This is a genomic window from Vibrio sp. SSH13-20 (assembly GCF_040104475.1).
GTDB lineage: Bacteria > Pseudomonadota > Gammaproteobacteria > Enterobacterales > Vibrionaceae > Vibrio > Vibrio harveyi.
On the sequence record NZ_JBECOU010000001.1, the window covers coordinates 480644 to 503692 of the forward strand.

Below are 23049 nucleotides of genomic sequence, written 5' to 3' on the forward strand. Positions count from 1 at the left end.
AGGAAAAGGAGAATAGGATGAAAACAGTTAATCGCAGTGATGTCTTAACATTCGCAACCGTGCTATTTCTTACTGCTTTTGCTTCACCGTTGTTGGCGAATGATGCCAGCGAAGCGCAGTGTGAGGGGACATTTAGGGTAAGCATCAATGATACACCTTATAAACCTCATGTGACGCAACCTGATACCTTGTGGTTTCAAGGAAAAATAGAGTTAGATAGCCAACTAGTTAACTGTATGAGCGGCATTGTCATCAAACCTTCAAATGGTTGGCAGCAGGTTGTTTCTGGCCCTCAAGGTAAGATCAATTCGACCGTCCTTAACACGCAAAGAAAAAGCCTAAATAGAACCCCTCAAGGAGACTTTTTACTACCAAGTCGTGGTAGTAAGCAGGTCGATTTTTGGGTGCAAGTGCCCGAAGGAAAAACCATGCAACCGGGCAATTATCGGGCAGATTTTGAATTTTCGTTACTTGGCAAGCAAGTTGAAGTTGGTGTGAGGAATGCAGGGCTCGACTACACGATAAAGCCATTCGTACGAGCACGCATAGAGGCAAATTCAAGTTCCAATGTGTCTGTTTCTGGGGCAAGAGTAACGGTGGATATGGGGAATTTAACCAAGCAAAACCGAAGGGATTTGGACATTGTCGTGGTGAGCAACGCTTCCGTAAAACTTGAGCTCGACTCGTTGAATCATGGGCACCTTGTCAATACGAGGAAACCGAGTCATAAAGTTCCGTACACCACATTTTTGCAAGGTCAGACTCTTGGGTTGGATAGTCCGGTGTTTTTAAATACTCACCGTGGGAACCAAACTCGCTTCAATATGGCTTTTGAAAATAAGGCAGTGCCAGGTGCTGCTGCAGGGTTATATGAAGATGAGATGACCATTAGTTTGATTGCCTACTGACTAACGTAAGTTGAGACGAATAAAAAACGCCGCAATTGATGCGGCGTTTTTTTGTTCTTGCTGAGGATTATTGGATGTCCAATAGCTCCACATCAAAGATCAGTACACTTGCTGGTGGGATAGGACCAGTACCGTTTTTACCGTAACCAAGTGTGCTTGGCACGAACAGGCGGATTTTCTCGCCTACAACCATGTATTGCAGACCTTCTTGCCAGCCTTTAATCACCTGATTTAGACCGAATGTGATCGGCTCACCACGTTCTACTGAACTATCGAAAACCGTACCATCGATAAGCGTGCCATGGTAGTGAACTTTCACTTTGCTAGTTGCAGTTGGATGAACGTCGCCCGTTCCTTTCTCAAGAACAAGGTATTGCAGACCACTCTCTGTGGTAATCACACCTTCTTTCTTGCTGTTTTCTAGCAGGAACTCTTGCCCTTTTGCAAAGTTTTCGTCTGCCGCTTTGTGGTTTGTCCAAGTACGGTAGATAAAGAATGCCGCTAGGACGAAAATAATAAGAGGAAACAGAAATTTAGACACAGTAGCTCCTTGTCTTATTTTGGTTGTTTTAGCAGGTAGTTGATAGTGTCAGCCATTGCTTCAACGGTCTCGTGACCACCAGTGATTACTTGGTATTTACCATTTACGATGAAGGCCGGAACTGAGTTGATTTGACCACGAGTCGTGATCTCTTCTGCTTTAGTAATATATTCAAACAGTTTCGCTTGTTGTGCGTCGTCTAGCTGGTAAGGGCTTACTAGGTTACGAGACTCAAAAGCTTTCTCTACCGCTGCTTGGCGCTCATCGGCTGTTGCATCTGCACCCATTTGAACGGCAGCAAACAGTTCTTCCATAAACGCTTTGTCCGGAGTGCCGTTAACTTGCATTGCCGCTGTATAGAAAATGATCGCGCTGATTTGCGCACTTTCGTTAAAGGTAACGTGCATCTTCTCAACTTTCTGTTCTGTCAACGATTCAATTTGAGGAACGAACTGCTCCATCGTACGACAATGACCACAGGTGAGAGAAAACGCTTCAGTTACTGGTGCTAAGTTGTATTCAGCAAGAGAAACTGGCAGAACTTCGTATTGCTTGCCTTGTTGTGGCTGACTATTGCCGTTGTCACAAGCTGTTAGGGCAAAAACTGCGGCAAAAAGTGCAGCGCCTTTAGAAATGGTTTTGAACATGGGTAAGGCTCTAAATAGTAAAATTGGTGCTAGTTTATCGGTTAACGGTATCGACGAAAACCATTAATACGGCTTGTTACACTAAAGTGAGACAATCGAAGAAAGTTTAGACAAAACATGGCAATGACGTTGTGTTTAGTGCGCTCAGCTATTGAAAATTCGTGAAGTGAAACGCCATTAAGCGACAGTTTAGTTAACGAGATTTTCTTTGCTCTCTTATCTACCAAATAATGTTTGATAAAAATGAATGCCCAACTTAAATCGTTGGCATGAACTGTGCTTGTGTATTGAAGAAAATATGGTAATAGGCACTAAAGTTTGGGCGATTTAAGCCGACACAGTGAACAGGAATTCATTCTACGTTGGTAACGGTATGAAGCATTGGTTTTTAGTGGCATGCGGTCTATTAGCCGGGTGCACGAGTATTAATTCAGATATGGTTCCGGGCGGTAATATTCTCGATACTGCCCCGAGAACTAACTCAGAGCTAAGACATCCAGAGTGGGGTTACGCGAAATCTTACGTGTCAACTCCACGTTATGTTGCTCAGACTCCGAGTACAGCTGGAAAAAAGTCACAGGGCGTGACGTCACTGGAGATGTTTTTAAATAGACATCATATCGCCCATGAAACCATCAGTGGCGACCACCTTATGGTGCGTTTGAAAGAACAAGTGCATTTCCAAACGGGCTCTGCGAGATTATCATCGCAATCTCAAGACTGGATCCGCAATCTTGGACATTATCTTGCCGGGCGTACTGATGTTGATGTGGTGATAGACGGTCATACAGACAGTACAGGCGCAGAGAGTTTTAATGATTCGTTATCGGAAAAGCGTGCTCGTGAGGTAGAAAAGCAACTACTTGCAACCAGCTTGCCTCGTCAAAGAGTGTTCTCTCGTGGCTTTGGCGAATATGTGCCGCAGTGCAGTAATACCACAGCAAGCGGTAAGGCATGTAATCGTCGAGTGGAACTGATGCTGATTGTCGATCAGTAAGCGCCTATATCATTGAATTGAGATAAAAGAAAAGAGGCACCGTATGGTGCCTCTTTTGCATCCGCCAATGTTCTTAGGGGGAACTAGGCAAATTCTTTTTCAATGTAAGCGACGATGTCTGAAGACTCGTAAAGCCATTGCGTCTCGCCATCTTTTTCAATACGCAGACAAGGTACTTTTACACGACCGCCACCTTGTTCAAGTGCTTCGCGATGTACTGGGTCGTTTTTCGCATCACGTAATTCAATGTTCACGGATTGACGTTTCATAGCACGTCGAACTTTTACGCAGAAAGGACAAGCTTCAAATTGGTACAGTGCGTAGTTTTTGGCTTTATCATCAACGCTTTCCTGTGCTTCTGCCGAACGTTTAACGCCACGGGGAGAGAATACTGCATTGAGAAGTAGAATGATTTTTCCCAAAATCCAACGGATAAACTTCATAATGATCCCTTGATGTTCAGTGGATGAGTGTCCTTGTATGTCATGCAACGAACTTACGTAACGAAGTCGTTGAGCGTAGAAAACCGTTGCATGAAAGGGCGTAGTCTATCAGGTGTTCGGTTTGGACAAAACCATGTATTTTATGAGGAAAACAGACGTTTTACCCAACCCAATAGCCCGCTTGCTTTTACTGGGTTAGCTTCTTTACCAAGATAGAAACTCTGCATTAAATCGGTACGAAAAGCATCCAAATCCATGCGCTTAATCACTAACTCATGTTGCAGGATATTTTGCGTTTGTTCTGCATGGTCATGAGCAAGGCTAAAATCCATATTTAGATAGCCTTGGGTGTATAGCCATAAATGCGTCACCAGTACTAAGTCTTCGGCCGACTGATTGGTGAACTTTTCCGCGTGCTCTTCACCAAGCGTGTCGTTCAACACTTGCTGCATGTGGTGAGTGGAGGTGGCATGTTGTTCATACAGGGCGCTGGCTTCGATGTGAGATTTAGTCAAAAGCCCAAGCATATGCAGCGCAGGGGCTGTGTCAGGCTTGTTTTCACATACTCTAATGAACAATGGGGCTTGTTCTTTTGTCCAACGTCGCCTTGCAGCCTTATGCTCATTAACGAAGGGAATGTTTTTGAACCCCATTTCTTGGATCAGTTCATTAAGAGGCGTCATTACTTTGCAATTCCTTCACCGTCACTTCGACGTGTTGTTCGTTAATATCAACGAAAATAGAGGTGCCGGTAATCATAACAGATAGGCTAGTGCCACGGTCAAGGTGTTGTGAAATCAAGTCGATAGCATCGTAGTCAAGGCTTGCCACATCCACTGGAAGCATGCCAAATTTGCCCGCCATCTTATCCCACCAAACGGAGGCTTTGGTGTTGTAGGTATAGACTTTTACTTTCTTAGCCAAACGGGTCGCTTTCTTGATGCGATCTGGTTCTGGTTCGCCAATCTCAATCCAGTGAGTGATAGATTGGTCGTCCTCTACATGCCACAAATCTGGCTCTTCTGTTGTAGATAGACCCTTAGTGAACTCAAGATCATCTTGTGCATTCAAGCAGTAGGCGAAAATACGAGCCAACATGCGCTGTGGCTTTTCAGAAGGGTGAAGGGCGATAGTAAGATTTTTTGAATCGTAGTAATCGTTGTTCATATCAGAGATTGCGATACGAAACTTGTAAATTGTTGGTTTTAGAGCCATAGGAAGTATCGATAAATGAAGGGCAAAAAAATAGCCAGCTAAAAGCTGGCTACCATATCAAAATCTTAAAGGATTAAACTAGAGTGATTTTCTCAGCTTGTGGACCTTTTTGACCTTGAGTGATTTCGAATTCTACTTTCTGACCTTCAACAAGCGTACGGAAGCCGTCACCTTGGATTGCAGAGAAGTGAGCGAAAACGTCAGGACCGTTTTCTTGTTGGATGAAACCGAAGCCTTTAGTTTCGTTGAACCACTTAACTGTACCAGTAGCTTTGTTAGACATGTCTATTTCCTAAATATCTAATTTTATGTAAATCTTCGCCTAATCGGCGCTTATAGCGTGGAAAAATAAATTGCTATTGCGTACCACAGGACGGGGGAGTTACGAGTAATCCAACGAAATGTGAAAACAAAGAACTTTCTTTCTAGCCGTGTTCGAGTCTAGGTTAATTACGGGTATAGTCAACATATATCGACCCATCAAGGGCAAATATTTGTATCTAGTCACTTTTTATACGGTGTATTTTTGATGAATTTTCAAATAAATGACGTTGTTGTGAAGTTTTTGGAGAATAAAATGAATTTTATTATACAAATTTGACTATTTTCCCTAATTATTGTCCAATCTGGTTCGACCATTAAGGAGGAAGTATGGTAAAGAACAAATCTAATCCTCAGCCAAATGAATTGAATCAAGATACCGAGTTTGGCAGAGGGGAAATCAAAGACAACGCACTTAAAGCTGTCGTCACTAGTCAACTGTTTAGAACGCGGGTTGTGAAAGCCAAAAAAGGCAAAGGCAGCTTCAATCGGAAAGCAAAACATAGAGGCAAAGAGCCCTATTCAAAGTTCTCACTAAAGTGGATTTTGAATAGGGCTTTTTTCTTATCTGAAGGTGATGGCGAGAGGGGGTTTTAGCGTTCTATTTTTGGAGAGTAAATTGAGTAAGCCGTGATTTGCCCCGCAACGATAGCAGAGAACATAAACAGCGCAGACAGACCAATACTTGGAATGGGTAAAATAGATTGTTCAAACACGGATTGGCTTGCGCTTACTAAGACGCGGCTACCCGGAACCAAAATGATGATGCCTTGAACAATGTAGATAGAGCCAGTCAGTTCCATCTTTTTCGCAATCCAAGTTCCGTACAATGTAATTAGAACTGTAGTTACCCAAGTCCCCACAACCCAGCCACTTTCGAAACCAAGATAAAAAGGTCCCCACATGCCCAGCATTGCAACGGGTAAGCCAAGCAGAATGTCGATAGGGCGAGCGTTAAAGATCACTCCAAGGCTGGCGGAAATTAAGAATAGCCCGCTAATGTGCATCCAAATCGGGATTTCATTGGTGTAGTCGATGGATTGCGCTTGTCCCCAAATCGCTTCGCCAATGTTCAGACCCATCGTGATACCAACAAACAGTTTGATCAGCGTGAGAGCGCATTGCCCCAATAAACTGGTCCCTGATACCAAATCATTAAACGCGAGACATTCAAGGGAGTTAGCGATGGAGAGTCCGGGTACAAATAAGACAATCGTTGCGATACATAGCGCCCAAACAGGGATCGGCAGTCCAGTGCTGGACAGGTACGCAACAATAATACCTGTGAACAAAGCTGCAATGAACTCAACTGCAATTGCACGTCTCGCTCGGCAAACTTGCTGGCATCCCCAGACCATAAAACCAAGAATAAAAGCAAAGCCGACCGCTTCTAAAGTACTGCCGACCAGCATCAAGTACGCGGGTGGAATGCCCATATTCGCCAATGCAATAACCCATGAAGGATATCCAGCAGGCTCTGGGACGGGTTCGCTACTCGGTTGGTTGATTCGAATGATGGTGTTAGCTAGCAAACTTAAGTTGATTGAAGCTGGTTTCAAGCGCTTGAGTACCACTGCATTGTTATCATCTGGAAATTGATAATTGATCGCGGTTGGCGTGGCTTGAATCATCACATCCACGCCATGTTTTTGCGCGTAGTGCTGAGTGTATTTCTCTACTTTGTATGGCGCACAGCCACTACGATGCAGCGTATCGCCAATTTCGAAGATTTTGTTAATTCTATATTGAGAAGGCATGGCGAAAGCGAAAATTTCGAGTCACAAAAAAATTGCGCGTAAGTTAACAAAGTGATTCTTGTCGAGCGAATAATCATTAACTTTTTTGTGTGATTTTGTGGACTGTGTCAGGTGTTACTCATGTCGCTAAAAGGCTCAACCCAGAGAAATCCGGAGTTTCGAACTTTTATTCATATTAAATTCATAACAATTCGTGATGATTCCATAAAATAATCTAATGTAAAAGTACCATTTTTCAGTGTAAAGGTACTAATTTAGATTCATATCAATAAGAGTTGCTACATAAAGAAAGAACCTCTGCTATACCTTTAGTTCTATTTAAGTCTTAGATAGCCCTGTAGGGTAGGTTAGTGAGAAGTAGGTATGACCTTCATGCGTTATAGTACTAATGATTGGAAAAACACAATATTTGGCATGTTTCTGCTGCTTATTGTTGCGTTCCATTCCAGCGCAGTCTACGGGCACGAAACTAAGCAAGGTACCTTAGTTGTTGCTAATTCAAAAGCATGGAAACCCTTCTCATACCTTACGCCAGACGGCGAGCCGCAAGGCATCTTGATTGATTTCTGGCGCGAGTACTCCGTTCGAAATGATGTTCATGTGAAATTTCTTTTGCTTGACTGGGAAGAATCTTTACTAGCAGTAAAAGAGGGACGAGCAGATATCCATGCTGGATTGATATTTTCTGCAGAGCGCAGCCAGTATCTGAACTTTGGCACAGTGATTATGCCTATCGATACTCAACTTTATGTCAACAGTGACCTGTTAGGAATTGACGTGGAATCGGTGCTGAAAGGTGAATCGGCAATGGAAGTTGGTTTGGTGAAAGGAGGATACGAAGAGACTTTCGTTCGTAAACACTACCCGAACGCGGCAATACGGTTGTTTTCGAATAATGATGCGTTGCTAAAAGCGGTTACGAATAAGCAAATTTTTCTGTTTGTCGCTGATACCCAGGTATCCAATTTCTACATGGCAACAACACCTGACTCGGTGACTTTCTTACCTGCATTGCATCTTTACAGCAAAGATTTAAGAATCGCGACGGGTGACGGCAGTGCAAAGTCGATTGAAGAGGTATCGAGGAATTTTGAGATAGTCATGGAGGCAAATAAGGACCGGATCCTCAGTCGTTGGATTCATGTTAAAACCGTCTATCCAGCGTATCTTGCTCCACTTGCTGTTTTTGCGCTGATTATTGCTGCCATGTTCCATATTTTTTCACTTAAGCGTACGGTTGCTTTGCGTACTCGGCAACTCACTATGGCGAATCAACAGCTTTTTGAGCTCACCCTGACTGACCCTCTCACTAAGCTTTATAATCGACGTCACTTGATAGAAAGGTTAGCGACGTTAAGTACAGTAAAAAGAAACCTGACCGTGATGGTGTTTGATATTGATGACTTTAAATCCATCAATGATCAATTTGGACATTTGGTTGGGGATCAAGCTATTGTTGCTGTCGCGAATACAGCAAGATCTGTCATCGATGAAAGAATGACTTTAGCGCGCATTGGTGGTGAAGAGTTTGCCTTAGTAACGGCTTCGCTCTCTGCTGAGGAAGCAGAAGCTCTTGCTCGTACAATTTGCACCCAAGTAAATTGCGCACCAGTGACCTTAGATGGACAAACGATTAGCGTGAGTATCAGTTTAGGGTGCGCGTATTATCCAAAATTTGATGAACAACCAAGCCTGCAAGATGCTGATCAACTTATGTACCATGGCAAGGCAAATGGGAAGAATCGCGCGGTGTTCCAAATCATTAACAGAAACAGAGTGGAACCATTACTTCGTAAAGCTCAGTAAAACTTTGAGCGAGTTCTCGCTGACCTTCATCCTCTCCTTGCTATACTGATTTGAACTCCCTGTTTTTATTGTTATTTCTGACGCGAATAGTGTTGGATTTCAGTGTCGAGGACGGTTATGCGTACTGCTTTGCTATCTCTATTGTGTTGGTCCATTTCATTTGCTGCCGTGGCTGAAAGTGCTTTTGATATTGTGAAAAAGTCAGATCAGGCAATGCGCGGTGATTCCAGTTATACCGAATCTACCATGGAGATCATTCGTCCTGATTGGACTCGGTCGATGACCATGAAGAGTTGGACCAAAGGGACGGATTTGTCTTTGGTGTTAGTTACGGCGCCAGCCAAAGATAAGGGCAGCGCTTCTCTAAAACGACAAAGAGAAATGTGGAATTGGGTGCCGAGTATTGAACGCGTCATCAAAATTGCGCCATCTATGTTGAGCCAATCGTGGATGGGCTCAGACTTCACCAATGATGACTTGATCAACCAGTCTTCTATCGTCGTCGATTATCAGCACCAATTGAAAGGTGAGGATGTGTTTGATGGCGACAAGGTTTGGGTGATAGACGCCGTTGCGAAGCCCGATGCTCCCGTGGTTTGGAGCAAAGTAACGTTGTGGATTTCCAAATCGACCTACCTGCAGCGCAAAGTGGAATTCTACGATGAGTTTGATGAGCGAGTGAACGTGATGACGACTTATGACGTGAAAGAGCTCGGCGGGAGAAAATTAGCGACCAGAATGGAAATGCAGCCGCTTGATAAGCCAGACAACAAAACCGTACTCATCACCCACCAAGCGCAGTTTGATTTCGATATCGATGACAGCTTTTTTTCTCAGCAACAGATGAAATCGCTGCGCGACTAAGTTTGGATAAATGAGCGGCTAAAAGAAGAAACGGATAATCAAACATCAACGGAAGGAAGCGAATCAATGCTTGTGAAACTGGCTTGGCGAAACCTCTGGCGACAAAAACGCAGGACACTACTGACGGCGTCTGCGTTGGCATTGGTGCTGTTTCTTTCGCTGATTACGCGAGCGTTTCAAGAAGGGAGTTATACGTCCAATATCAAAAATGCCGCCAAGTTTTATACCGGGTTGATTCAACTGCAAAACCCCGAGTTTGGTGACTCTTCCAGCATTGATGATGTCTTGCCGCAAACCAACACCTTCATTTCGGCGGCGAAAAACAATCCCAATATTGATGTGGTATTACCTCGGGTAGAATCTTTTGCTTTAGCCGCAAAAGACGAACGCTCAAAAGGCGTGATGGTACTAGGCGTTGAGCCTGAAGCTGAAGATCAGTACTCCAATATCAGCGACAAATTGATTGAGGGAAGCTACATCCAATCAGGGCAAAAATCAGTGCTAGTCGGTGGTGGTTTAGCCAATTATTTGCAACTCAAGGTTGGCGATGAATTGGTGCTTTACGGTGCCGGTTATCGAGGACAGACCGCGGCAGGTTTGTATCAAATCTCGGGCATTCTTCATTTCCCTTTGCAGCAGCTTGATTCTCAGTTGGTGTACATGCCGCTCGATACCGCGCAAAACCTGTATTCATTGGATGATCAAGTCACCGCGTGGGTTTTAAATACTGAGAGTTTAAGAGACTTACCTGATACCGTTGAAAAGCTTAAAGCCGAGTATGGCAAAAATATTGCCGTGAAAGATTGGAAAGAGCTGTCGCCAGAAATGGCACAGCAAATCGCCTTGGATAAAGCGGGCGGTATTTTCTTGATTTACATTCTCTACGGCATTGTTGGTTTTGGCTTGTTTGCGACTATCTTAATGACGACATTAGAACGTCAGCGTGAGTTCGCTGTCATGCTGGCAACCGGAATGCTGCGCTCCAAACTCGTCCTTCTGCTCACGATAGAGTCTCTGTTTATGTCCGTTATTGGCATCATTATTGGGCTTATTGTGAGTGCTCCCGTGTTGGGGTATTTCTACTTTAATCCAATCGAAATTACCGGCGATGCTGCCAAGCTCATGCGCGAAAGTGGTTTTGAACCTATTGTGCCAGTTTCGCTCGATCCACACTTACTGCTCAATCAAATCGCCGTCGTGCTGTTTATTCTTTTGTTGTGTTTGCTTTACCCAATGATTCGTATGCTTCGAATGCCCATTGCGACAGGGTTAAAAGGAGGTGCTTATGCTGGTTAAGTTGGCTTGGCGTAACTTGTGGCGCAACAAGTTGAGAACCTCAATCATGCTCGGAGCTATGGTATTTGGCTTGATGGGCGTGGTTGCCATGATGGGATTCATGAATGGCTTGGTCGATAGCATGATTAAGAACGCCATCTCTTGGCAAACCAGTCATTTGCAGATCCAGCAAAAGTCCTATTTGGTCAATCCTGAGCTAAAAGATGTGATTCCCGATGCGAATGAGATTAGCAAAGTACTGGCGAGTAACCGAGAAGTGAAAGCCATCTCTGAGCGATTTCTAGCAGATGGCATGATAGCGTCGGCGCGCAGTACACGAGGTATTCGCATCAATGGCGTTAATATCGATCAAGAGCAAAACATCACGCCACTCTCGAAACATATTGTCTACGGTGAATGGTTGAGCGAAGAAGGCAGAAATCCGATTTTGGTGTCGAGCAAAATCGCCGAACGATTGAAGCTACGTGTCGGCTCCAAAGTGGTACTTACTCTGTCTGATGTCAATGGAGAGGTCGCTGGTGCGGCGTTTCGTGTTCGAGGCATATTCAAAACACCATCGACAGGGTTTGATGACGGGAATGTCTACGTTCGAAAAAACGATCTAGAAAAGGTCGCGGGGCTGAGTGGCACGCACGAAATCGCGATACTCCTTACTTCTAATAACGATGCTGAGCTTAAGCAGTTACTGGCGTTCACTCACTCTATTTTGCCGCCGGAAAGTCAAGGTTTGCTCAGTGTGAGACCTTGGCAGGAGATCCAACCTTTGCTCTCGACCATGATGAGCACGATGGATGTTTCCAACCAAGTAATGCTGGTGGTTTTTGTGCTGGCGATGACCCTTGGCATCATCAATATCATGCTGATGTCGGTGTTTGAACGCACACGAGAGTTCGGTGTGTTAATGGCTGTCGGCATGCAAAAACACAAGATACGCTTGTTGATTGTTTTTGAAACCTTGTTCCTCGGATTAAGCGGTTGTGCGCTTGGGTTGCTCGGGAGTGCAATTATGCTCAAGGTGCTGAGTATTACCGGATTGTCGCTGGCTGGTATGGCGGAAGGGCTAGGGGCTTATGGCGTGGATACCTTGCTTTATCCACGGGTATCAATAGCGGAATATCAAATGATCATTGTCGCGATTTTTGTTGCCAGCCTTATCGCAGCCCTATATCCCGCACGACAAATTTTGAAGCATCGACCTGTGGATGCCATGGCGGAGAAAAACTAATGACCATCAAACTAGAAAACCTAACTAAGATTTACAACGCCGATGGTGACTACCCTGTGCACGCAGTGCAGTCGGTAGACTTAGAGATTAAGCAGGGTGAATTTGTTGCGATCATGGGACCATCTGGTTCGGGAAAAACGACGTTGCTGAACATGATTGGCGGTATTGATGCCCCAAGCTCTGGCAAGGTGGAAATCGATGGTTGCATGATTTCATCGATGTCAGAAAAAGAACTGATTGCCTATCGTCGCGATAATATAGGCTTCATCTTCCAAGACTACAGTTTGTTACCTGTGTTAACCGCGCTTGAGAATGTGGAATTCGTCATGCAGCTGCAAGGTAAAACTGAGCGAGAGTGCCGTGAACGTGCGACGTCCTTGCTTGAACAAGTGGGCTTAGCGGAACAAATGAATAAGGTGCCAGGTAAAATGTCCGGCGGTCAGCAGCAGCGTGTTGCGGTTGCGCGTGCTTTAGCGCCGAAGCCTCGTTTTGTCATGGCGGACGAACCTACTGCCAACCTAGACGCTAAAAGCACCGCGGAGTTGCTCGACATTATGGAGCAACTTAGCGAACAAGAGGGGACGACGTTTATCTTCTCGACCCATGACCCGAGAGTGATAAAACGTGCACACCGAATTATCGTGTTTGAAGACGGTCGTTTGGCGCGTGATTTCAGCAATATCGATAATCGCGCAGAGAGGTCGCATGCATAGAGCTGTTTCCTATTTGTCTGCGACTTGCACCAAAACTCTCCGATTACATACTTGCTTGCCCTGCACAAAAGTAAATGCAGTGTTTATTAAGGCGTTAAATCTTTCATTGCTTAGTCTTCAAGCTGGTTCTGCCTTGTCTGCTGTTCCCGGATTAGAGCCTCAAAAGTCATGGGATTTGGATGGCTACATCAAATACATGGCAACCTACAGTATTCCTGATGGAACTGCCAATACGTTCGATAATCTGATACATAATCGGCTGAATTTTGAATACCGTTTTTCCTCTAGCTGGCGTGTGAATGTTGGGCTACGAAATCGAGCACTTTGGGGCGATTCTACCGACTTTCCTGGCTATGCCGATTTGGTTGCGTTGGATTCTGGTTACATGGATTTGAGCAAAAACTGGCATGAAGATGATGTGGTCATTAACAGTCAGCTTGATCGTCTATATCTCACTTGGCAGCAAGATGACTGGGGAGCGCAACTAGGGCGCTTTCGTATCAATTGGTCGATGAATACGATATGGAATCCAAACGATATCTATAATGCGTATTCGATTTACGATTTTGACTATGAAGAGCGGGCAGGCACGGATGCGGTCATGTTGAGCAGAAAATTAGGTTTTGCCGATGGGGTAGATTTGGTGTTTTCACCAGCTCGTCAGTCAGGACAAGACAGTGCCTCACTGCGTTACTTCGCCAATCAATCGGGATGGGATTATCAGTTTATTGCAGGGCGAGCTCGGATGGATTACGTACTCGGTGCTGGTTTTGCAACGGATGTGTTTGATGCGGGTTTTCGTGGAGAGCTCACGTGGTTTGATCCCATTGATCCAGAATTTGAGGGTGAACCGACCAAAAAGACTACAGTTGCCAGTATTGAATCGGATTACAGCTTTGGCGGCAAACGCAGCTGGATGGGGCGTGCAGCGTGGTTATTTATCTCTGAACCGCAAGATGCATCAAGCGCATTGGCGTATTTGAATCTTCCTCTTGATGCAAAAACGTTGAGCTTTACACGAAATACATGGTATGCCGATGTGAGCTTTGACTTAACGCCTTTAAACCGCGTCACGCTCTCAACCAGTTACTACGACGATCATTCCTATTTCCTTGGGATATCGAGTAACTACTCTCTCGCTAATGACTGGCAGTTGCTCACGGTAATCCAAAGCTTTAACGGTAGCAGTGGCAGCTTGTTTGGCGAAGTACCTGCGACTTTGTTGTTTGCTAATGTAAAGTACAGTTTTTAAATGTATGTTTTAAAAGTGAATTTATTTAACTGTTAGTAAGTGAAACTCTTCTATCAACTCTGATGTAAATACGATACTGAATGTTGCTCCATAAATCCCAACCCGCTCACGCTTTGACAGTTGAGTGCAGAGTTGATATGAAATTAAATGCAATTTCTTGGTAAAGCTAAAAAGCCTTGTCTACACTCAACGTAAAACGAATGTTATTCGTTGGGTGGCATATTAATTGAGCCGCGGAGAAAAGTAGCCAAAGAGCTACACAAGTAAAGTTGGCTGATAAGGACGGGGAAATGAACAACGAGTGTTTTGCTAGGTCCCGAGGTGTCACGGATGAGATGCCAATGAAAGAAACGTTTTCTGCAGGTAAAGATCCTTATGCACATTACCTAAAAGACATCGTGGGGATTGATTTACTCTCTCGAGAAGATGAACTGCATTATGCCAAACTCAATCGAGCGGGGGACAAAGAAGCGCGCGAGGTGATGATCGAATCCAACTTGCGTTTAGTGGTGAAGATTGCCAAAAGCTACTTAAAACGTACTGGTAATAACTTCACGCTGCTTGATTTGATTGAAGAGGGCAACATTGGCTTGATCAAAGCCATCGACAAGTATGATCCTGAGCCGGGTTATCGCTTTTCAACTTACGCAGTGTGGTGGATTCGCGAAAACATTGAAGCGGCATTAATGAACAACGGTCGTACGGTGCGTCTACCTGCTCACGTTTGTAAAGAGATAAATAGCCTTGCGTCGAAAAAGCACGATGCGAGCAAAACCATGAGCAAAGACATCTCCATTTCAGAGTTGTCCCATTGTTCAGGCGTAAAGGTAGAGCGTGTTGATGAGTTAGTCGCGTTGAGCGGCTTTATCGATGTTTCAACAACTGTCGACCTTAATCATGCGCCATTTGTGCTCGAACAGTGCGAAAGCGAATACACAACAGATCCACAGCAAGATTGCGAAGACCATTGCTTTACTCAAGCACTGGAGCACGTCGTTAACACATTGCCTGTGAAGTTGCAGCAAGTGTTAATTCATCGCTTCGGCTTATTTGAACACAACGTGAAAACATTAGCTGAAGTTGGGGACTTACTAAATATCTCTAACGAACGCGTGAGACAAATGCAGAAAGAGGCAGTAGAGCGAATACAGAAACGTCTTCAGTTTGATGGATGGGTGTAATACCAGTTCAATAGCTTCTAAAAAGCCAGCGTCATTGCTGGCTTTTTTCTATCTGCGTGTTGCTCAGTTGGTCTTTGCTTGTTCTTCGGCAAAAAGCAGTAACTCAAGTTGTGCTTTTGCGGAGGGTTCCAGTGTCCAGATGCTCAACATGCGGTTAAGGGCTGCTCGATACACTCTGCTCTTGAGTAAGAAAGCTAGAGTACTCGTGTAGTTGTTCACCACTTGAGTTTGTGTTGCCACTAGCTCCGCTTTGTTTGCGATGTCTATTTGCTCGAGATTGAAATCAGGCAAAAATGCACACTCGTACCACACCTCGACAATCTCGCGGATTTCGAGTTCTTCTTCAGGCACATCAAAGTCCTGTAATGCGTGGTTTTCCGGTATCGCTGATAAATAAACCACATCCAATTTATCAGCAACAAATGTATACATCTGAATCCTAAATACCTCTATATCTCGGTCGAATCATCTCTCTGGTTTATATCTTTGTCAATTGTATCTGTCTGATTAAAGAGTTAATTGTGAATAAGCGCCACAGTATTAACTTAAGCTGTTTAAGTATTTGTCTGTTAAGCCAAAATATTTCAAGTTGCCGTCCGGCTCTAATACCAAACTCATGTTCGAAGTGGCGATCAACCCCGGATCATTGGTAGAGAACACCACGGTTTTGTTTAGCAATTTATCGGTGAACAAGCGGTTGAAGTACTGAGCATTTTCTTGCTCAGCGCCATTAAATGGTTCATCAATGATGATCAGTGATTGTTCACAGCTTCCAAGCCCCAGCGCGAGGCGCAATTTCTGTTGAATACCGTTAGGTAAGTTCTTGCATTTATCTACGCTTAGCTGAGTGTTCAATCCTTCTGGCAACCACGCATCGAGTTCGAAAAAGCTCACCATCTCTTGCATCTTTTCTGTAGGGATGAGTCCATTATGCAAGATGAAGTTAGTCTCCAGAGAGCCTTCAAAAATATGCAAATTAAACGGGATGTAGTTAATCGAGGTTCGGTAGCGATAACTGTTGAACTGTTTGATGTTGTAGCCGTCTACCGACACTGCGCCTTGGTATCTATCCTCTAAACCCGCAAGAATGGAGATTAGCGTGGTTTTGCCGCAACCAGTCGGTCCACAAATCACCACTTTCGCCCCTGGGGCAATTTTAAACCCGAGATTGGTTAAGCCCGTTGCTGCGCCAGTGTAGCGATGGCTTACACCGCTGCCGACAATGCTGCCTTGGAAGAGGCGAATAGGGGGGCTTTTCTCCAACGTTAGCTTGTCATCATTCATCGCCATAAGGTTGTTGATTTGCGCAGAGGACGCCTTAATGGATTGGAATTTAGATATGGAGTTGTAGATACCCATTATCGGACCTAACGCCTTCCAGACTAAAATCACGGTGGCAAGCATGGCGCCGGCATCAGATGTGCCATCCATTACGCCGATAACCGCGGTCACGATACTTGCGGTACCGATCACCTGAATCAAACTGCCACCTGCGGCTTGAACCTTACTGTTGGTCACCGCAACGTTTTCAGCATCGTTGGTGCTTTGCATGTGTGAAGCACTGAAGCGAGATTGAATAACGCGCAACAGTGGCAAGCCTTGGATGGTTTTGATGCCGCGAAGAATTTCATTCCATTGGTAAGAAACCATGGCGTTAGCGCGAGAGCTCTTAGACGTGGCTTGTGAATAGATGTAACGAGAATAAACACAGAACACCAACATCAGAATCAAACCCGCCATGACGACCAATGCTGCGGTTCCTGACATGATGGCAATCGCGACAATGAACACGATAACAAACGGCATGTCGAAGTAGCTCAAGGTCGACTCTGCCGTTACCAATCGGCGAAATGTGTCGATGTCTTTTAAACGCGCTAACTGAGAAGACACGCCGGCGGTGGATGTCATCGCATACGGGAGCCATAGCAGCTTGGATATAACCGCTTGAGAAATGTGTACCGCCAAGTCTTTACCTGACGTGGCAATGATGTTGACTCGCATCTTCTTAAAAAAGTATTCCGAGAACCCAACAATCACGGCAAACAACGTGAGCCAATAGAGCGTGGCTTGGGAGCTAGACGTCAAGGCGAAGTTGTACACACTCATGATAAAGAAGGGTTGGAGCGCGCCCAGGATACTGATGACAAAGCTCAGAATAATCAAGCTTTTGAGTTCATTGTTGTAGCGATAAAACGCGTATTTAATCCAGTTACTGCGGTCTTGAGATTCAGGTGGCGGCTCTCGGAACAAGCGCGAGTATTCGCTGATCGAGACTAACAAACATGGCTTTTTGCAAAGCGGGTATTCAATGGTGTTGTTATTGGTGTAATCAAACAGGATCAGTTTGCCGTCTTTAGTGCCCAAGAAAATCGCAGTGAGGTTTTCTATCTCGATAAAACAAGGATGAGGGTGCCCCTCGATGTGCTCCAACGTTTTTAATTTAGTGACGTCACAACGGTAACCAAGGCGTTCAATGGTGGCGATAAAACTGTCGCTGTCTTTTGGTTTAGGGATAAAAGCATCACTGAGGATAGAAGGTGTGCCTTCCCATTCAAGTGCAATGAGGGTGTAAGCTAAACCACGAATCAAAGGTGACTGATTGTATCGCTCGTCATAGCTGCGAGCCTCAAAGTCCAACAAGCGCTGAGGGACATTATTAAAATCAACCAAAATACTCATTGGTCACCTCCGGTAAGTTTGACGCGTTTGAGGCGATGATTGAGTTTGTCCATCTTATTGCTGACGATGATGAGGATTTTGTCGTTGGCGCGATAGGCGGTACTGGTCAAAACCAATCGAGCAAAGTCGTCGTCATAAACACAGTCGATGTCGTCGAAGATCAACACACGTTTGTTCGCAAGTAAGGCACGCACTAGCAGCAAGGCATAAGCAACTTGGCGCGAGAATGGGTTGCGTAAATGCCCTTTGAGCTCGGTGTAAAAACCCGCGGGAAGGGCATCGATTTGTGCTTTTATGTTCATGGTTTCGCAAAGCGCAAATGCGGTGTTGTTTAAGCTCGGGCGGAAACAAGTCAGGTTGTCGATGATGGTCCCTTCGACGAACGAGCTGGTTTTGTCGACCATGAGCACGCTATTGCGCCAGACGTTGTAATTAACGTCATCGAGCGGTGTCTCGTTGATTTGAATGTCCAGTTTGCTGTCGGTGTTTTGCCGCGTAATGCAATTGGCGAGGTGGGTTTTGCCTGCGCCGCTTTTCCCCGTCAGCAAGTAAGCCTGACCGCGTTCAAACTCGATGCGTTGTTTTTGCGAATACTTCACCGAGATACGCTCGACTTCTGTCGTGTCATTTTGTTGTTCTACAGATGCCGCAAGCTCAAGCAGTTCGGCGATACGTTGAATGTGAAGCTTGTTCAACTCCCAGCGGCTCACCGTGCGCATCACTTGCTGGTATGGGGCAAAGTAGCGGTTGGTAAGCATGATGATGGCTGCCATGATGCCTTGGCTAGATTGCATGTTGATAACTGCCGTTGCTAAAACTACCACCACACAAGCGATGGAGAGCTGTTGTATGAGCGACAAGATAAGGCTGAAGTTTGATTCGATCTGCTCGTATTTGATGTTCTCGACTTCACGCTCTTCCACCATTTGTGTCATCAAGCTCTCAACGCGATATTCCATATTGCGCGCTTTGATATCGAGTGGGCTAGAGATGATCTCGATGATTTTTGAGGTGGTTAAGCCCTCGATGTCGGATTTGTTTTCTAGGCTGTTGATTTTTTGCTTGGAAAGACTGAGTGCGAACACCGCCAAAACGATGGAGGCGAGCAAGATGGTCACCCCTGCCCAGATGTTGATCAGACCAATAATCAGAATGGTCAGCATGCTGACGGCAAGGTTGATCAATGCCCGTACAGATTCTCCGCCAAAGAAGGATTTAATCTCTGGAATGGTGGCAATACGCTCTAAGTATTCACCGGGTTCTAGGTGACGAAACTTCGATATCTCAGCCAAACAGATGGATTGAAACACCTTGTTGGTTAAGTTGGTTTCGAATTGCTTCATGATCACAGACGAAATCTTCTCTTCCTGATTCTTTAAGTGATAGTCGAGGAAGATGGTGATCAAGATAATGGCAAACAGAAGAAACAGCGTATCTTTGGCTTGGTTAGGTAAAACTCGGTCAAAAATAATCAGTATCGAAAAGGGCAGTACTAAGCCAAACAGCGTTGAGATGACCGTTGAGAAAGTCAGATAACACTTGTCAGCAAAGTTAATCTTCTGGGAAAAATGCTCAGTTTGCATTGCGACCTCCTTTCTTAATCGATGGTTTGGAGAGAAGGTGTTTTGGAACTAAGTCTTGATTGCTTCTGCCTTCGATATCGCTCATCAACTGCATGATGCTTTCGATGGATTGCACCGACAGCATGCCTTTGATTTGCTCAAGATTGATCGATTCAATGATGTAGTCATAACGTGCGCTCTCGTAATCACGTAGCGCACTAAACAGTTTACTTTCCGCTGCCAGTAAGTCGGTAATGGTTCGCGTACCAAGCTGGTAAGCGCGTTGAATGCCTTTGTAGGAAGCGTAGTTTGCACGAATGATGTTCTCGTAACTGCTGATGGCGCGGGAGAAGTCATTGATGTTGAGTACCGAGGTGTTAACGCTATTGCGCGTCGTGAACAACGAATCTTGGTACAGTAGCTCGGTTCGCTCGATGGCAGTCGACGATTTTTGATAACCGTAGTAATCCGAGCCGCCGGAGAAAATCGGCACATTCAAGTTCAAACCGACGCTGGTGGAGTTACTGTCTCCTGTTGCGGTTGGGTCGGTTCGGTCATAGTTGTTCGCGTCGTCGTAACGGTAACTGGCAGAAAGCGATACGGTCGGCACAAAGTTTGAACCGCTTTCTTTCAAGCCTCTTCGGCTGCGTTCTACGGTTTTCTTCGCAACCAATAAATCGTTATTGAGCTTCAAAGCTTGTTCAAGAATCGCACGTTGTTCGGACTCGCTGATTTCTGCCAAGGGTACGCTTTCGTAGATGTCCTGCGATGGGGTGACTGGATATTGAACTTGAATTTCCAAACCGTTCAAAATTACGCGTCGGTCTTTCTCTAAGGTTCTTAAGCGATTGGCAATGCCTTCTTTCTGAGCAATCACCTCATACAACTCGCTCGCCGCAGTGTTGCCAAGCTCCACGTTGCGACGCATTTGGCGCTCACGTGTTTCAGACGATTTAAGCTCGACTTTGGTGGCTTTGATTTGCGCGTTGTTTTTCAGGTACTCGAAATATTGCGTCGCGATTTCAGAAATGGTGCTCTGGATTTTGTTCTCGTGCTTGATTTCTTCAATGTTGAAATCAAGCTTTGCGGTGCCGTATTTGAAGATGTCGCCAAGGTTAAACACCGATTGAGATAAAGACACGCTGTAGCTGTTTGAGTTGTAGCTAGAACGCGTATCCGGTGTTCCCGTTAATATGGTCTCGTTTTCATTCCATGTGGTATCAGCGGCACCGTTTAAAGAGGGCAGGAACTTAGAACGGCTAATGTCGATGTTGTATTCGTTTTCTTCCACGCCTTTGTCACTAGCGCGCAGAGATAAATTGTTTTCCAAGCCGAGTTTGACCGCCTCAAGCAAGGTGGTCGCCATTGCCGAAGGAGCATTGCTCAATGTAAGCGCTGCCAATACGCAGCTAGTTAAGTTTCTGTACCGCCACATACTTGTTGATCACCTTGATGATTTCGTCGTTTTTATAAGGTTTGCTGATCACGTAATCCATTCCAGCTTCGATACAAGCTTGGTGTTCATTACTACTGGTCAATGCTGTCGCACCTATAATGGTGCAAGGGTTCTGTCCGCTTTCTTGTTCGTATTGTCGAATGCGTTTGGTTGCTTCAATACCGCCCATGCCCGGCATGATGCAGTCCATAAAAATGATATCCGAGCGCTGGTTCATGAAGTGCTGAACGGCGTCTGCGCCATCGCCAACGGTGTCGGCTTCGTATTCTTGCTTGCTCAAAATACGTTTGAGTAGAATCTGTTGAACACGGTCATCCTCAACAATCAGGAATGAGCTGTTCTCCATCTGATCTTCAGAGGCTTCCGCTTCCATGATTGCTAACAGATTGGGGATGAACTCATACGGAATCGCAGGAGAGTTCAGAATTTTGTCGACAAAGGTATGGCTCTCTTGTGCTTGCTGAGTGCTAGTAACTGAAAGCAGCAATTTAGTATTCGGGTGATTGCGCAGTTGCGATTTCACCGTTTTGCTCAGTGAGGGCAGCTTGTTTGGCTCGAACGTGTCAGTCAGCATGATGGCGTCGTATTCGCCAAAGGTTTTTGCAGCAGAGAAGAGCTCGTTCGGCGTTCGAATTGGCGTGATCTCCAAGCCCAAGTTGACTAACATTTTGTTCATTACATCAATGCGCAGCTGAGAGTTGGCACACAGCAACAAACGTTTATTGTCGAAGCGAGTTTTCTCGGTGTGGAAGCTTTTGGCTTTCAAATCGAGCTGAATTTGAAAACGTTCCTGATTGCCCGATTGATACCAATGGCTCTCGTAATAGCCGTAATCTTTCAGTACGCTTTTCGCCAAATCGTCTTTGGTTGCAGTGTGCTGTTTATGGTCGCTCCAGTGTAGGGTATTGAGCTTGGCAAACGGCACATCCAGAGTGGTTAAGAAATTTAGATTGATGGTCAAGCGAGTGTTTTCAATGTCTGACGCCGCCCCAGATTCAATGGTGACAAACAGTTTCTTGTCGGCTTTGAGTTGGATGGCGTTCGATAGCTGTAGGAACAACACCCAGAATAAGCTGGTGGATTGCCCTTCAACACGGTTTGGTAGGTTATCCGAGATAAAGCAGTCTAATTCACCTTCATTTCGTTGTACTTTTGAACTGATGTGAATCATCAATTCAGACAGCACATTAAGCAGTGAAAACTCTTTCGATTTGCTCTCGGTCCCTTGTGAAATGAGTCGGTTGTAGTTCTCTGCCAATTCAGACAGGGTATTGGCCGCCGAGGTTATATCTTGTGCCATCAACACGCCGCTCTCATCGGTCTCTTGTACGAGGTATTGCACGCCGCCGTTAATGGTGTTGGTGATGCCACGAATCTCGTAACCAATAAGAGCATAGAGCTGTTTGTAGAGATCGTTATTGCGTTTTTGCTCTTCGAGTTTGCTGAAAATCAGTTTTAGGTGAGAGTAGATCTGACGCTGCTTCGGATTGATGCTCACTTCGTTCAGCAACTCTTCCAGCCTTTGTAAATCCAGTTGTTTGAGCTCTTGATAAAGCCCATCGAACTCTTGGTCAATGTCGCGCTCATTCGAACTGGATTTTCTCAGTTTAAGGATTGCCACCAAATTCGATAGAACGGCGATACCAACCAGTACGACAACAACCATAAACAACCAAATGAAGAACTCGTTTTTCTCCATCATTAGGTCGCTCGCATGGTTGTTAAACATGGTGCGATAGTTGTCGTCCATTTGTAGGTAGTTATTGGTGAGCGAGAGATACAGTGCCAACACATCGTCACGCGTTTTTGAGCTGTCCGAGAAGCGATTAATCGCCAATTCAAGTTGCGTATATTCGGTCGCGCCCACCAAGCTAAACTCGGTTTTGTTGAGTGACGCGAGAGATTTAAACTGGTCAATTTCGTTCTTCAGAACCTCAAAATCGAGCTCTGTTGTACTGCAATAACGCGCGGCTAAACAGCGTTGAAGCGTTTGGATATCAAGTTCGATGGTTTGGTTGAGTTGTTGAGCTTGAACCAAGAGAGGCGCGTTTTGCACTTGCTCCACTGAATCCACTTTTTCCCAAGATACATACAAATAAAAGGCGAGGGCAGCCAGCACCAAGCTGAAAGCAATGCTTAGGCGCATAACAGGAACGGAAATATTGTAGGAAGGTTTGTTACTCATC

22 protein-coding genes are annotated in these 23049 nt (G+C 45.1%); 10 read left to right on the forward strand and 12 right to left on the reverse strand.

From position 1 onward, the window contains the following. The first annotated feature begins 17 nt into the window (after positions 1 to 17). Positions 18 to 908, forward strand: coding sequence for a hypothetical protein (locus ABMY42_RS02330; RefSeq protein WP_256901637.1), 891 nt, complete (start codon positions 18 to 20; stop codon positions 906 to 908). A gap of 67 nt (positions 909 to 975) precedes the next feature. Here ABMY42_RS02330 and ABMY42_RS02335 read toward each other — a convergent pair whose 3' ends face one another. Together ABMY42_RS02335 and ABMY42_RS02340 are read right to left on the reverse strand one after the other, a co-directional pair. Beyond that, a complete protein-coding gene (locus ABMY42_RS02335) occupies positions 976 to 1449 on the reverse strand; it encodes an FKBP-type peptidyl-prolyl cis-trans isomerase (RefSeq protein ID WP_005453668.1) in 474 nt (157 codons plus the stop codon). Between the two features lie 14 nt (positions 1450 to 1463). Next, entirely contained in the window at positions 1464 to 2096 is a 633-nt protein-coding gene (locus ABMY42_RS02340; RefSeq protein ID WP_005453670.1) for a thiol:disulfide interchange protein DsbA/DsbL, read from the reverse strand. Between the two features lie 373 nt (positions 2097 to 2469). Here ABMY42_RS02340 and ABMY42_RS02345 point away from each other — a divergent pair, with 373 nt between their 5' ends. After that, positions 2470 to 3093: an OmpA family protein gene (locus ABMY42_RS02345; protein WP_017188748.1), complete on the forward strand. Its 624-nt coding sequence runs from the start codon at positions 2470 to 2472 to the stop codon at positions 3091 to 3093. An 83-nt stretch (positions 3094 to 3176) separates the two neighbouring features. Here ABMY42_RS02345 and ABMY42_RS02350 read toward each other — a convergent pair whose 3' ends face one another. The 4 genes from ABMY42_RS02350 to ABMY42_RS02365 all read right to left on the reverse strand — a co-directional run bounded on the left by ABMY42_RS02350 (position 3177) and on the right by ABMY42_RS02365 (position 5034). After that, positions 3177 to 3536 (reverse strand): glutaredoxin, encoded by a 360-nt coding sequence (locus tag ABMY42_RS02350; RefSeq protein ID WP_349265907.1) that lies wholly within the window; start codon positions 3534 to 3536, stop codon positions 3177 to 3179. Positions 3537 to 3676: 140 nt separating this feature from the next. Next, the gene (locus ABMY42_RS02355; protein WP_050907326.1) at positions 3677 to 4219 is read right to left on the reverse strand and encodes a hypothetical protein; all 543 of its coding nucleotides are present in this window, start codon (positions 4217 to 4219) and stop codon (positions 3677 to 3679) included. Further along, positions 4206 to 4751: a YaeQ family protein gene (locus ABMY42_RS02360; protein WP_281187495.1), complete on the reverse strand. Its 546-nt coding sequence runs from the start codon at positions 4749 to 4751 to the stop codon at positions 4206 to 4208. Before ABMY42_RS02360 ends, ABMY42_RS02355 begins: the two co-directional genes overlap by 14 nt. Positions 4752 to 4824: 73 nt before the next feature. Continuing rightward, entirely contained in the window at positions 4825 to 5034 is a 210-nt protein-coding gene (locus tag ABMY42_RS02365; protein WP_005433440.1) for a cold-shock protein, read from the reverse strand. Positions 5035 to 5402: 368 nt separating this feature from the next. Here ABMY42_RS02365 and ABMY42_RS02370 point away from each other — a divergent pair, with 368 nt between their 5' ends. Then, positions 5403 to 5669 (forward strand): ribosome alternative rescue factor ArfA, encoded by a 267-nt coding sequence (locus tag ABMY42_RS02370; RefSeq protein ID WP_005453679.1) that lies wholly within the window; start codon positions 5403 to 5405, stop codon positions 5667 to 5669. Here the strand turns inward: ABMY42_RS02370 and ABMY42_RS02375 are convergent. Further along, the gene (locus ABMY42_RS02375; RefSeq protein ID WP_349265908.1) at positions 5666 to 6829 is read right to left on the reverse strand and encodes a threonine/serine exporter family protein; all 1164 of its coding nucleotides are present in this window, start codon (positions 6827 to 6829) and stop codon (positions 5666 to 5668) included. The genes ABMY42_RS02370 and ABMY42_RS02375 overlap by 4 nt on opposite strands. A gap of 363 nt (positions 6830 to 7192) precedes the next feature. Here ABMY42_RS02375 and ABMY42_RS02380 point away from each other — a divergent pair, with 363 nt between their 5' ends. The 7 genes from ABMY42_RS02380 to ABMY42_RS02410 all read left to right on the forward strand — a co-directional run bounded on the left by ABMY42_RS02380 (position 7193) and on the right by ABMY42_RS02410 (position 15166). Continuing rightward, complete coding sequence (locus tag ABMY42_RS02380) at positions 7193 to 8635, forward strand: sensor domain-containing diguanylate cyclase (RefSeq protein WP_349265909.1); 1443 nt, start codon at positions 7193 to 7195, stop codon at positions 8633 to 8635. 117 nt (positions 8636 to 8752) lie between these two features. Then, positions 8753 to 9499 (forward strand): outer membrane lipoprotein-sorting protein, encoded by a 747-nt coding sequence (locus ABMY42_RS02385; RefSeq protein ID WP_272760396.1) that lies wholly within the window; start codon positions 8753 to 8755, stop codon positions 9497 to 9499. A 66-nt stretch (positions 9500 to 9565) separates the two neighbouring features. Beyond that, positions 9566 to 10795, forward strand: a complete 1230-nt coding sequence (locus ABMY42_RS02390) for an FtsX-like permease family protein (protein ID WP_349265910.1) — start codon at positions 9566 to 9568, stop codon at positions 10793 to 10795. Continuing rightward, positions 10785 to 12020, forward strand: a complete 1236-nt coding sequence (locus ABMY42_RS02395) for an FtsX-like permease family protein (RefSeq protein ID WP_349265911.1) — start codon at positions 10785 to 10787, stop codon at positions 12018 to 12020. The genes ABMY42_RS02390 and ABMY42_RS02395 overlap by 11 nt, the downstream gene beginning before the upstream one ends. Then, positions 12020 to 12733 carry an ABC transporter ATP-binding protein gene (locus ABMY42_RS02400; protein WP_009704729.1) on the forward strand — a complete coding sequence of 238 codons (714 nt, stop codon included), beginning with the start codon at positions 12020 to 12022 and terminating at the stop codon, positions 12731 to 12733. Before ABMY42_RS02395 ends, ABMY42_RS02400 begins: the two co-directional genes overlap by 1 nt. Continuing rightward, a complete protein-coding gene (locus ABMY42_RS02405) occupies positions 12726 to 13985 on the forward strand; it encodes a hypothetical protein (RefSeq protein ID WP_349265912.1) in 1260 nt (419 codons plus the stop codon). Before ABMY42_RS02400 ends, ABMY42_RS02405 begins: the two co-directional genes overlap by 8 nt. A gap of 290 nt (positions 13986 to 14275) precedes the next feature. Then, complete coding sequence (locus tag ABMY42_RS02410; protein ID WP_049537012.1) at positions 14276 to 15166, forward strand: sigma-70 family RNA polymerase sigma factor; 891 nt, start codon at positions 14276 to 14278, stop codon at positions 15164 to 15166. A gap of 63 nt (positions 15167 to 15229) precedes the next feature. On the opposite strand, the gene ABMY42_RS02415 is transcribed toward ABMY42_RS02410, so the two are convergent. The 5 genes from ABMY42_RS02415 to ABMY42_RS02435 form a co-directional block, all read right to left on the reverse strand. Then, positions 15230 to 15598 (reverse strand): hypothetical protein, encoded by a 369-nt coding sequence (locus ABMY42_RS02415; protein WP_005453700.1) that lies wholly within the window; start codon positions 15596 to 15598, stop codon positions 15230 to 15232. A 108-nt stretch (positions 15599 to 15706) separates the two neighbouring features. Continuing rightward, positions 15707 to 17845, reverse strand: coding sequence for an ATP-binding cassette domain-containing protein (locus ABMY42_RS02420; RefSeq protein ID WP_005442632.1), 2139 nt, complete (start codon positions 17843 to 17845; stop codon positions 15707 to 15709). Further along, positions 17842 to 19428 (reverse strand): ATP-binding cassette domain-containing protein, encoded by a 1587-nt coding sequence (locus ABMY42_RS02425; protein WP_349265913.1) that lies wholly within the window; start codon positions 19426 to 19428, stop codon positions 17842 to 17844. The genes ABMY42_RS02420 and ABMY42_RS02425 overlap by 4 nt, the downstream gene beginning before the upstream one ends. Further along, on the reverse strand, positions 19418 to 20842 hold the full coding sequence (locus tag ABMY42_RS02430) for a TolC family protein (RefSeq protein ID WP_017821589.1): 1425 nt from the start codon (positions 20840 to 20842) through the stop codon (positions 19418 to 19420). Before ABMY42_RS02430 ends, ABMY42_RS02425 begins: the two co-directional genes overlap by 11 nt. Then, a complete protein-coding gene (locus ABMY42_RS02435) occupies positions 20817 to 23048 on the reverse strand; it encodes a response regulator (RefSeq protein ID WP_039839709.1) in 2232 nt (743 codons plus the stop codon). The genes ABMY42_RS02430 and ABMY42_RS02435 overlap by 26 nt, the downstream gene beginning before the upstream one ends. Between the last annotated feature and the right edge of the window lies 1 nt (position 23049).

Excerpts from the sequence above, each read along its gene's own strand:
- ABMY42_RS02370 (WP_005453679.1), top strand. The coding sequence starts at position 5,403 with ATGGTAAAGAACAAATCTAATCCTCAGCCAAATGAATTGAATCAAGAT.
- ABMY42_RS02415 (WP_005453700.1), bottom strand. The coding sequence starts at position 15,598 with ATGTATACATTTGTTGCTGATAAATTGGATGTGGTTTATTTATCAGCG.
- ABMY42_RS02430 (WP_017821589.1), bottom strand. The coding sequence starts at position 20,842 with ATGTGGCGGTACAGAAACTTAACTAGCTGCGTATTGGCAGCGCTTACA.
- ABMY42_RS02345 (WP_017188748.1), top strand. The coding sequence starts at position 2,470 with ATGAAGCATTGGTTTTTAGTGGCATGCGGTCTATTAGCCGGGTGCACG.
- ABMY42_RS02340 (WP_005453670.1), bottom strand. The coding sequence starts at position 2,096 with ATGTTCAAAACCATTTCTAAAGGCGCTGCACTTTTTGCCGCAGTTTTT.
- ABMY42_RS02380 (WP_349265909.1), top strand. The coding sequence starts at position 7,193 with ATGACCTTCATGCGTTATAGTACTAATGATTGGAAAAACACAATATTT.
- ABMY42_RS02420 (WP_005442632.1), bottom strand. The coding sequence starts at position 17,845 with ATGAGTATTTTGGTTGATTTTAATAATGTCCCTCAGCGCTTGTTGGAC.
- ABMY42_RS02355 (WP_050907326.1), bottom strand. The coding sequence starts at position 4,219 with ATGACGCCTCTTAATGAACTGATCCAAGAAATGGGGTTCAAAAACATT.
- ABMY42_RS02360 (WP_281187495.1), bottom strand. The coding sequence starts at position 4,751 with ATGGCTCTAAAACCAACAATTTACAAGTTTCGTATCGCAATCTCTGAT.
- ABMY42_RS02365 (WP_005433440.1), bottom strand. The coding sequence starts at position 5,034 with ATGTCTAACAAAGCTACTGGTACAGTTAAGTGGTTCAACGAAACTAAA.
- ABMY42_RS02395 (WP_349265911.1), top strand. The coding sequence starts at position 10,785 with ATGCTGGTTAAGTTGGCTTGGCGTAACTTGTGGCGCAACAAGTTGAGA.
- ABMY42_RS02410 (WP_049537012.1), top strand. The coding sequence starts at position 14,276 with ATGAACAACGAGTGTTTTGCTAGGTCCCGAGGTGTCACGGATGAGATG.
- ABMY42_RS02350 (WP_349265907.1), bottom strand. The coding sequence starts at position 3,536 with ATGAAGTTTATCCGTTGGATTTTGGGAAAAATCATTCTACTTCTCAAT.
- ABMY42_RS02375 (WP_349265908.1), bottom strand. The coding sequence starts at position 6,829 with ATGCCTTCTCAATATAGAATTAACAAAATCTTCGAAATTGGCGATACG.
- ABMY42_RS02405 (WP_349265912.1), top strand. The coding sequence starts at position 12,726 with ATGCATAGAGCTGTTTCCTATTTGTCTGCGACTTGCACCAAAACTCTC.
- ABMY42_RS02425 (WP_349265913.1), bottom strand. The coding sequence starts at position 19,428 with ATGCAAACTGAGCATTTTTCCCAGAAGATTAACTTTGCTGACAAGTGT.
- ABMY42_RS02435 (WP_039839709.1), bottom strand. The coding sequence starts at position 23,048 with ATGAGTAACAAACCTTCCTACAATATTTCCGTTCCTGTTATGCGCCTA.
- ABMY42_RS02330 (WP_256901637.1), top strand. The coding sequence starts at position 18 with ATGAAAACAGTTAATCGCAGTGATGTCTTAACATTCGCAACCGTGCTA.
- ABMY42_RS02385 (WP_272760396.1), top strand. The coding sequence starts at position 8,753 with ATGCGTACTGCTTTGCTATCTCTATTGTGTTGGTCCATTTCATTTGCT.
- ABMY42_RS02390 (WP_349265910.1), top strand. The coding sequence starts at position 9,566 with ATGCTTGTGAAACTGGCTTGGCGAAACCTCTGGCGACAAAAACGCAGG.
- ABMY42_RS02400 (WP_009704729.1), top strand. The coding sequence starts at position 12,020 with ATGACCATCAAACTAGAAAACCTAACTAAGATTTACAACGCCGATGGT.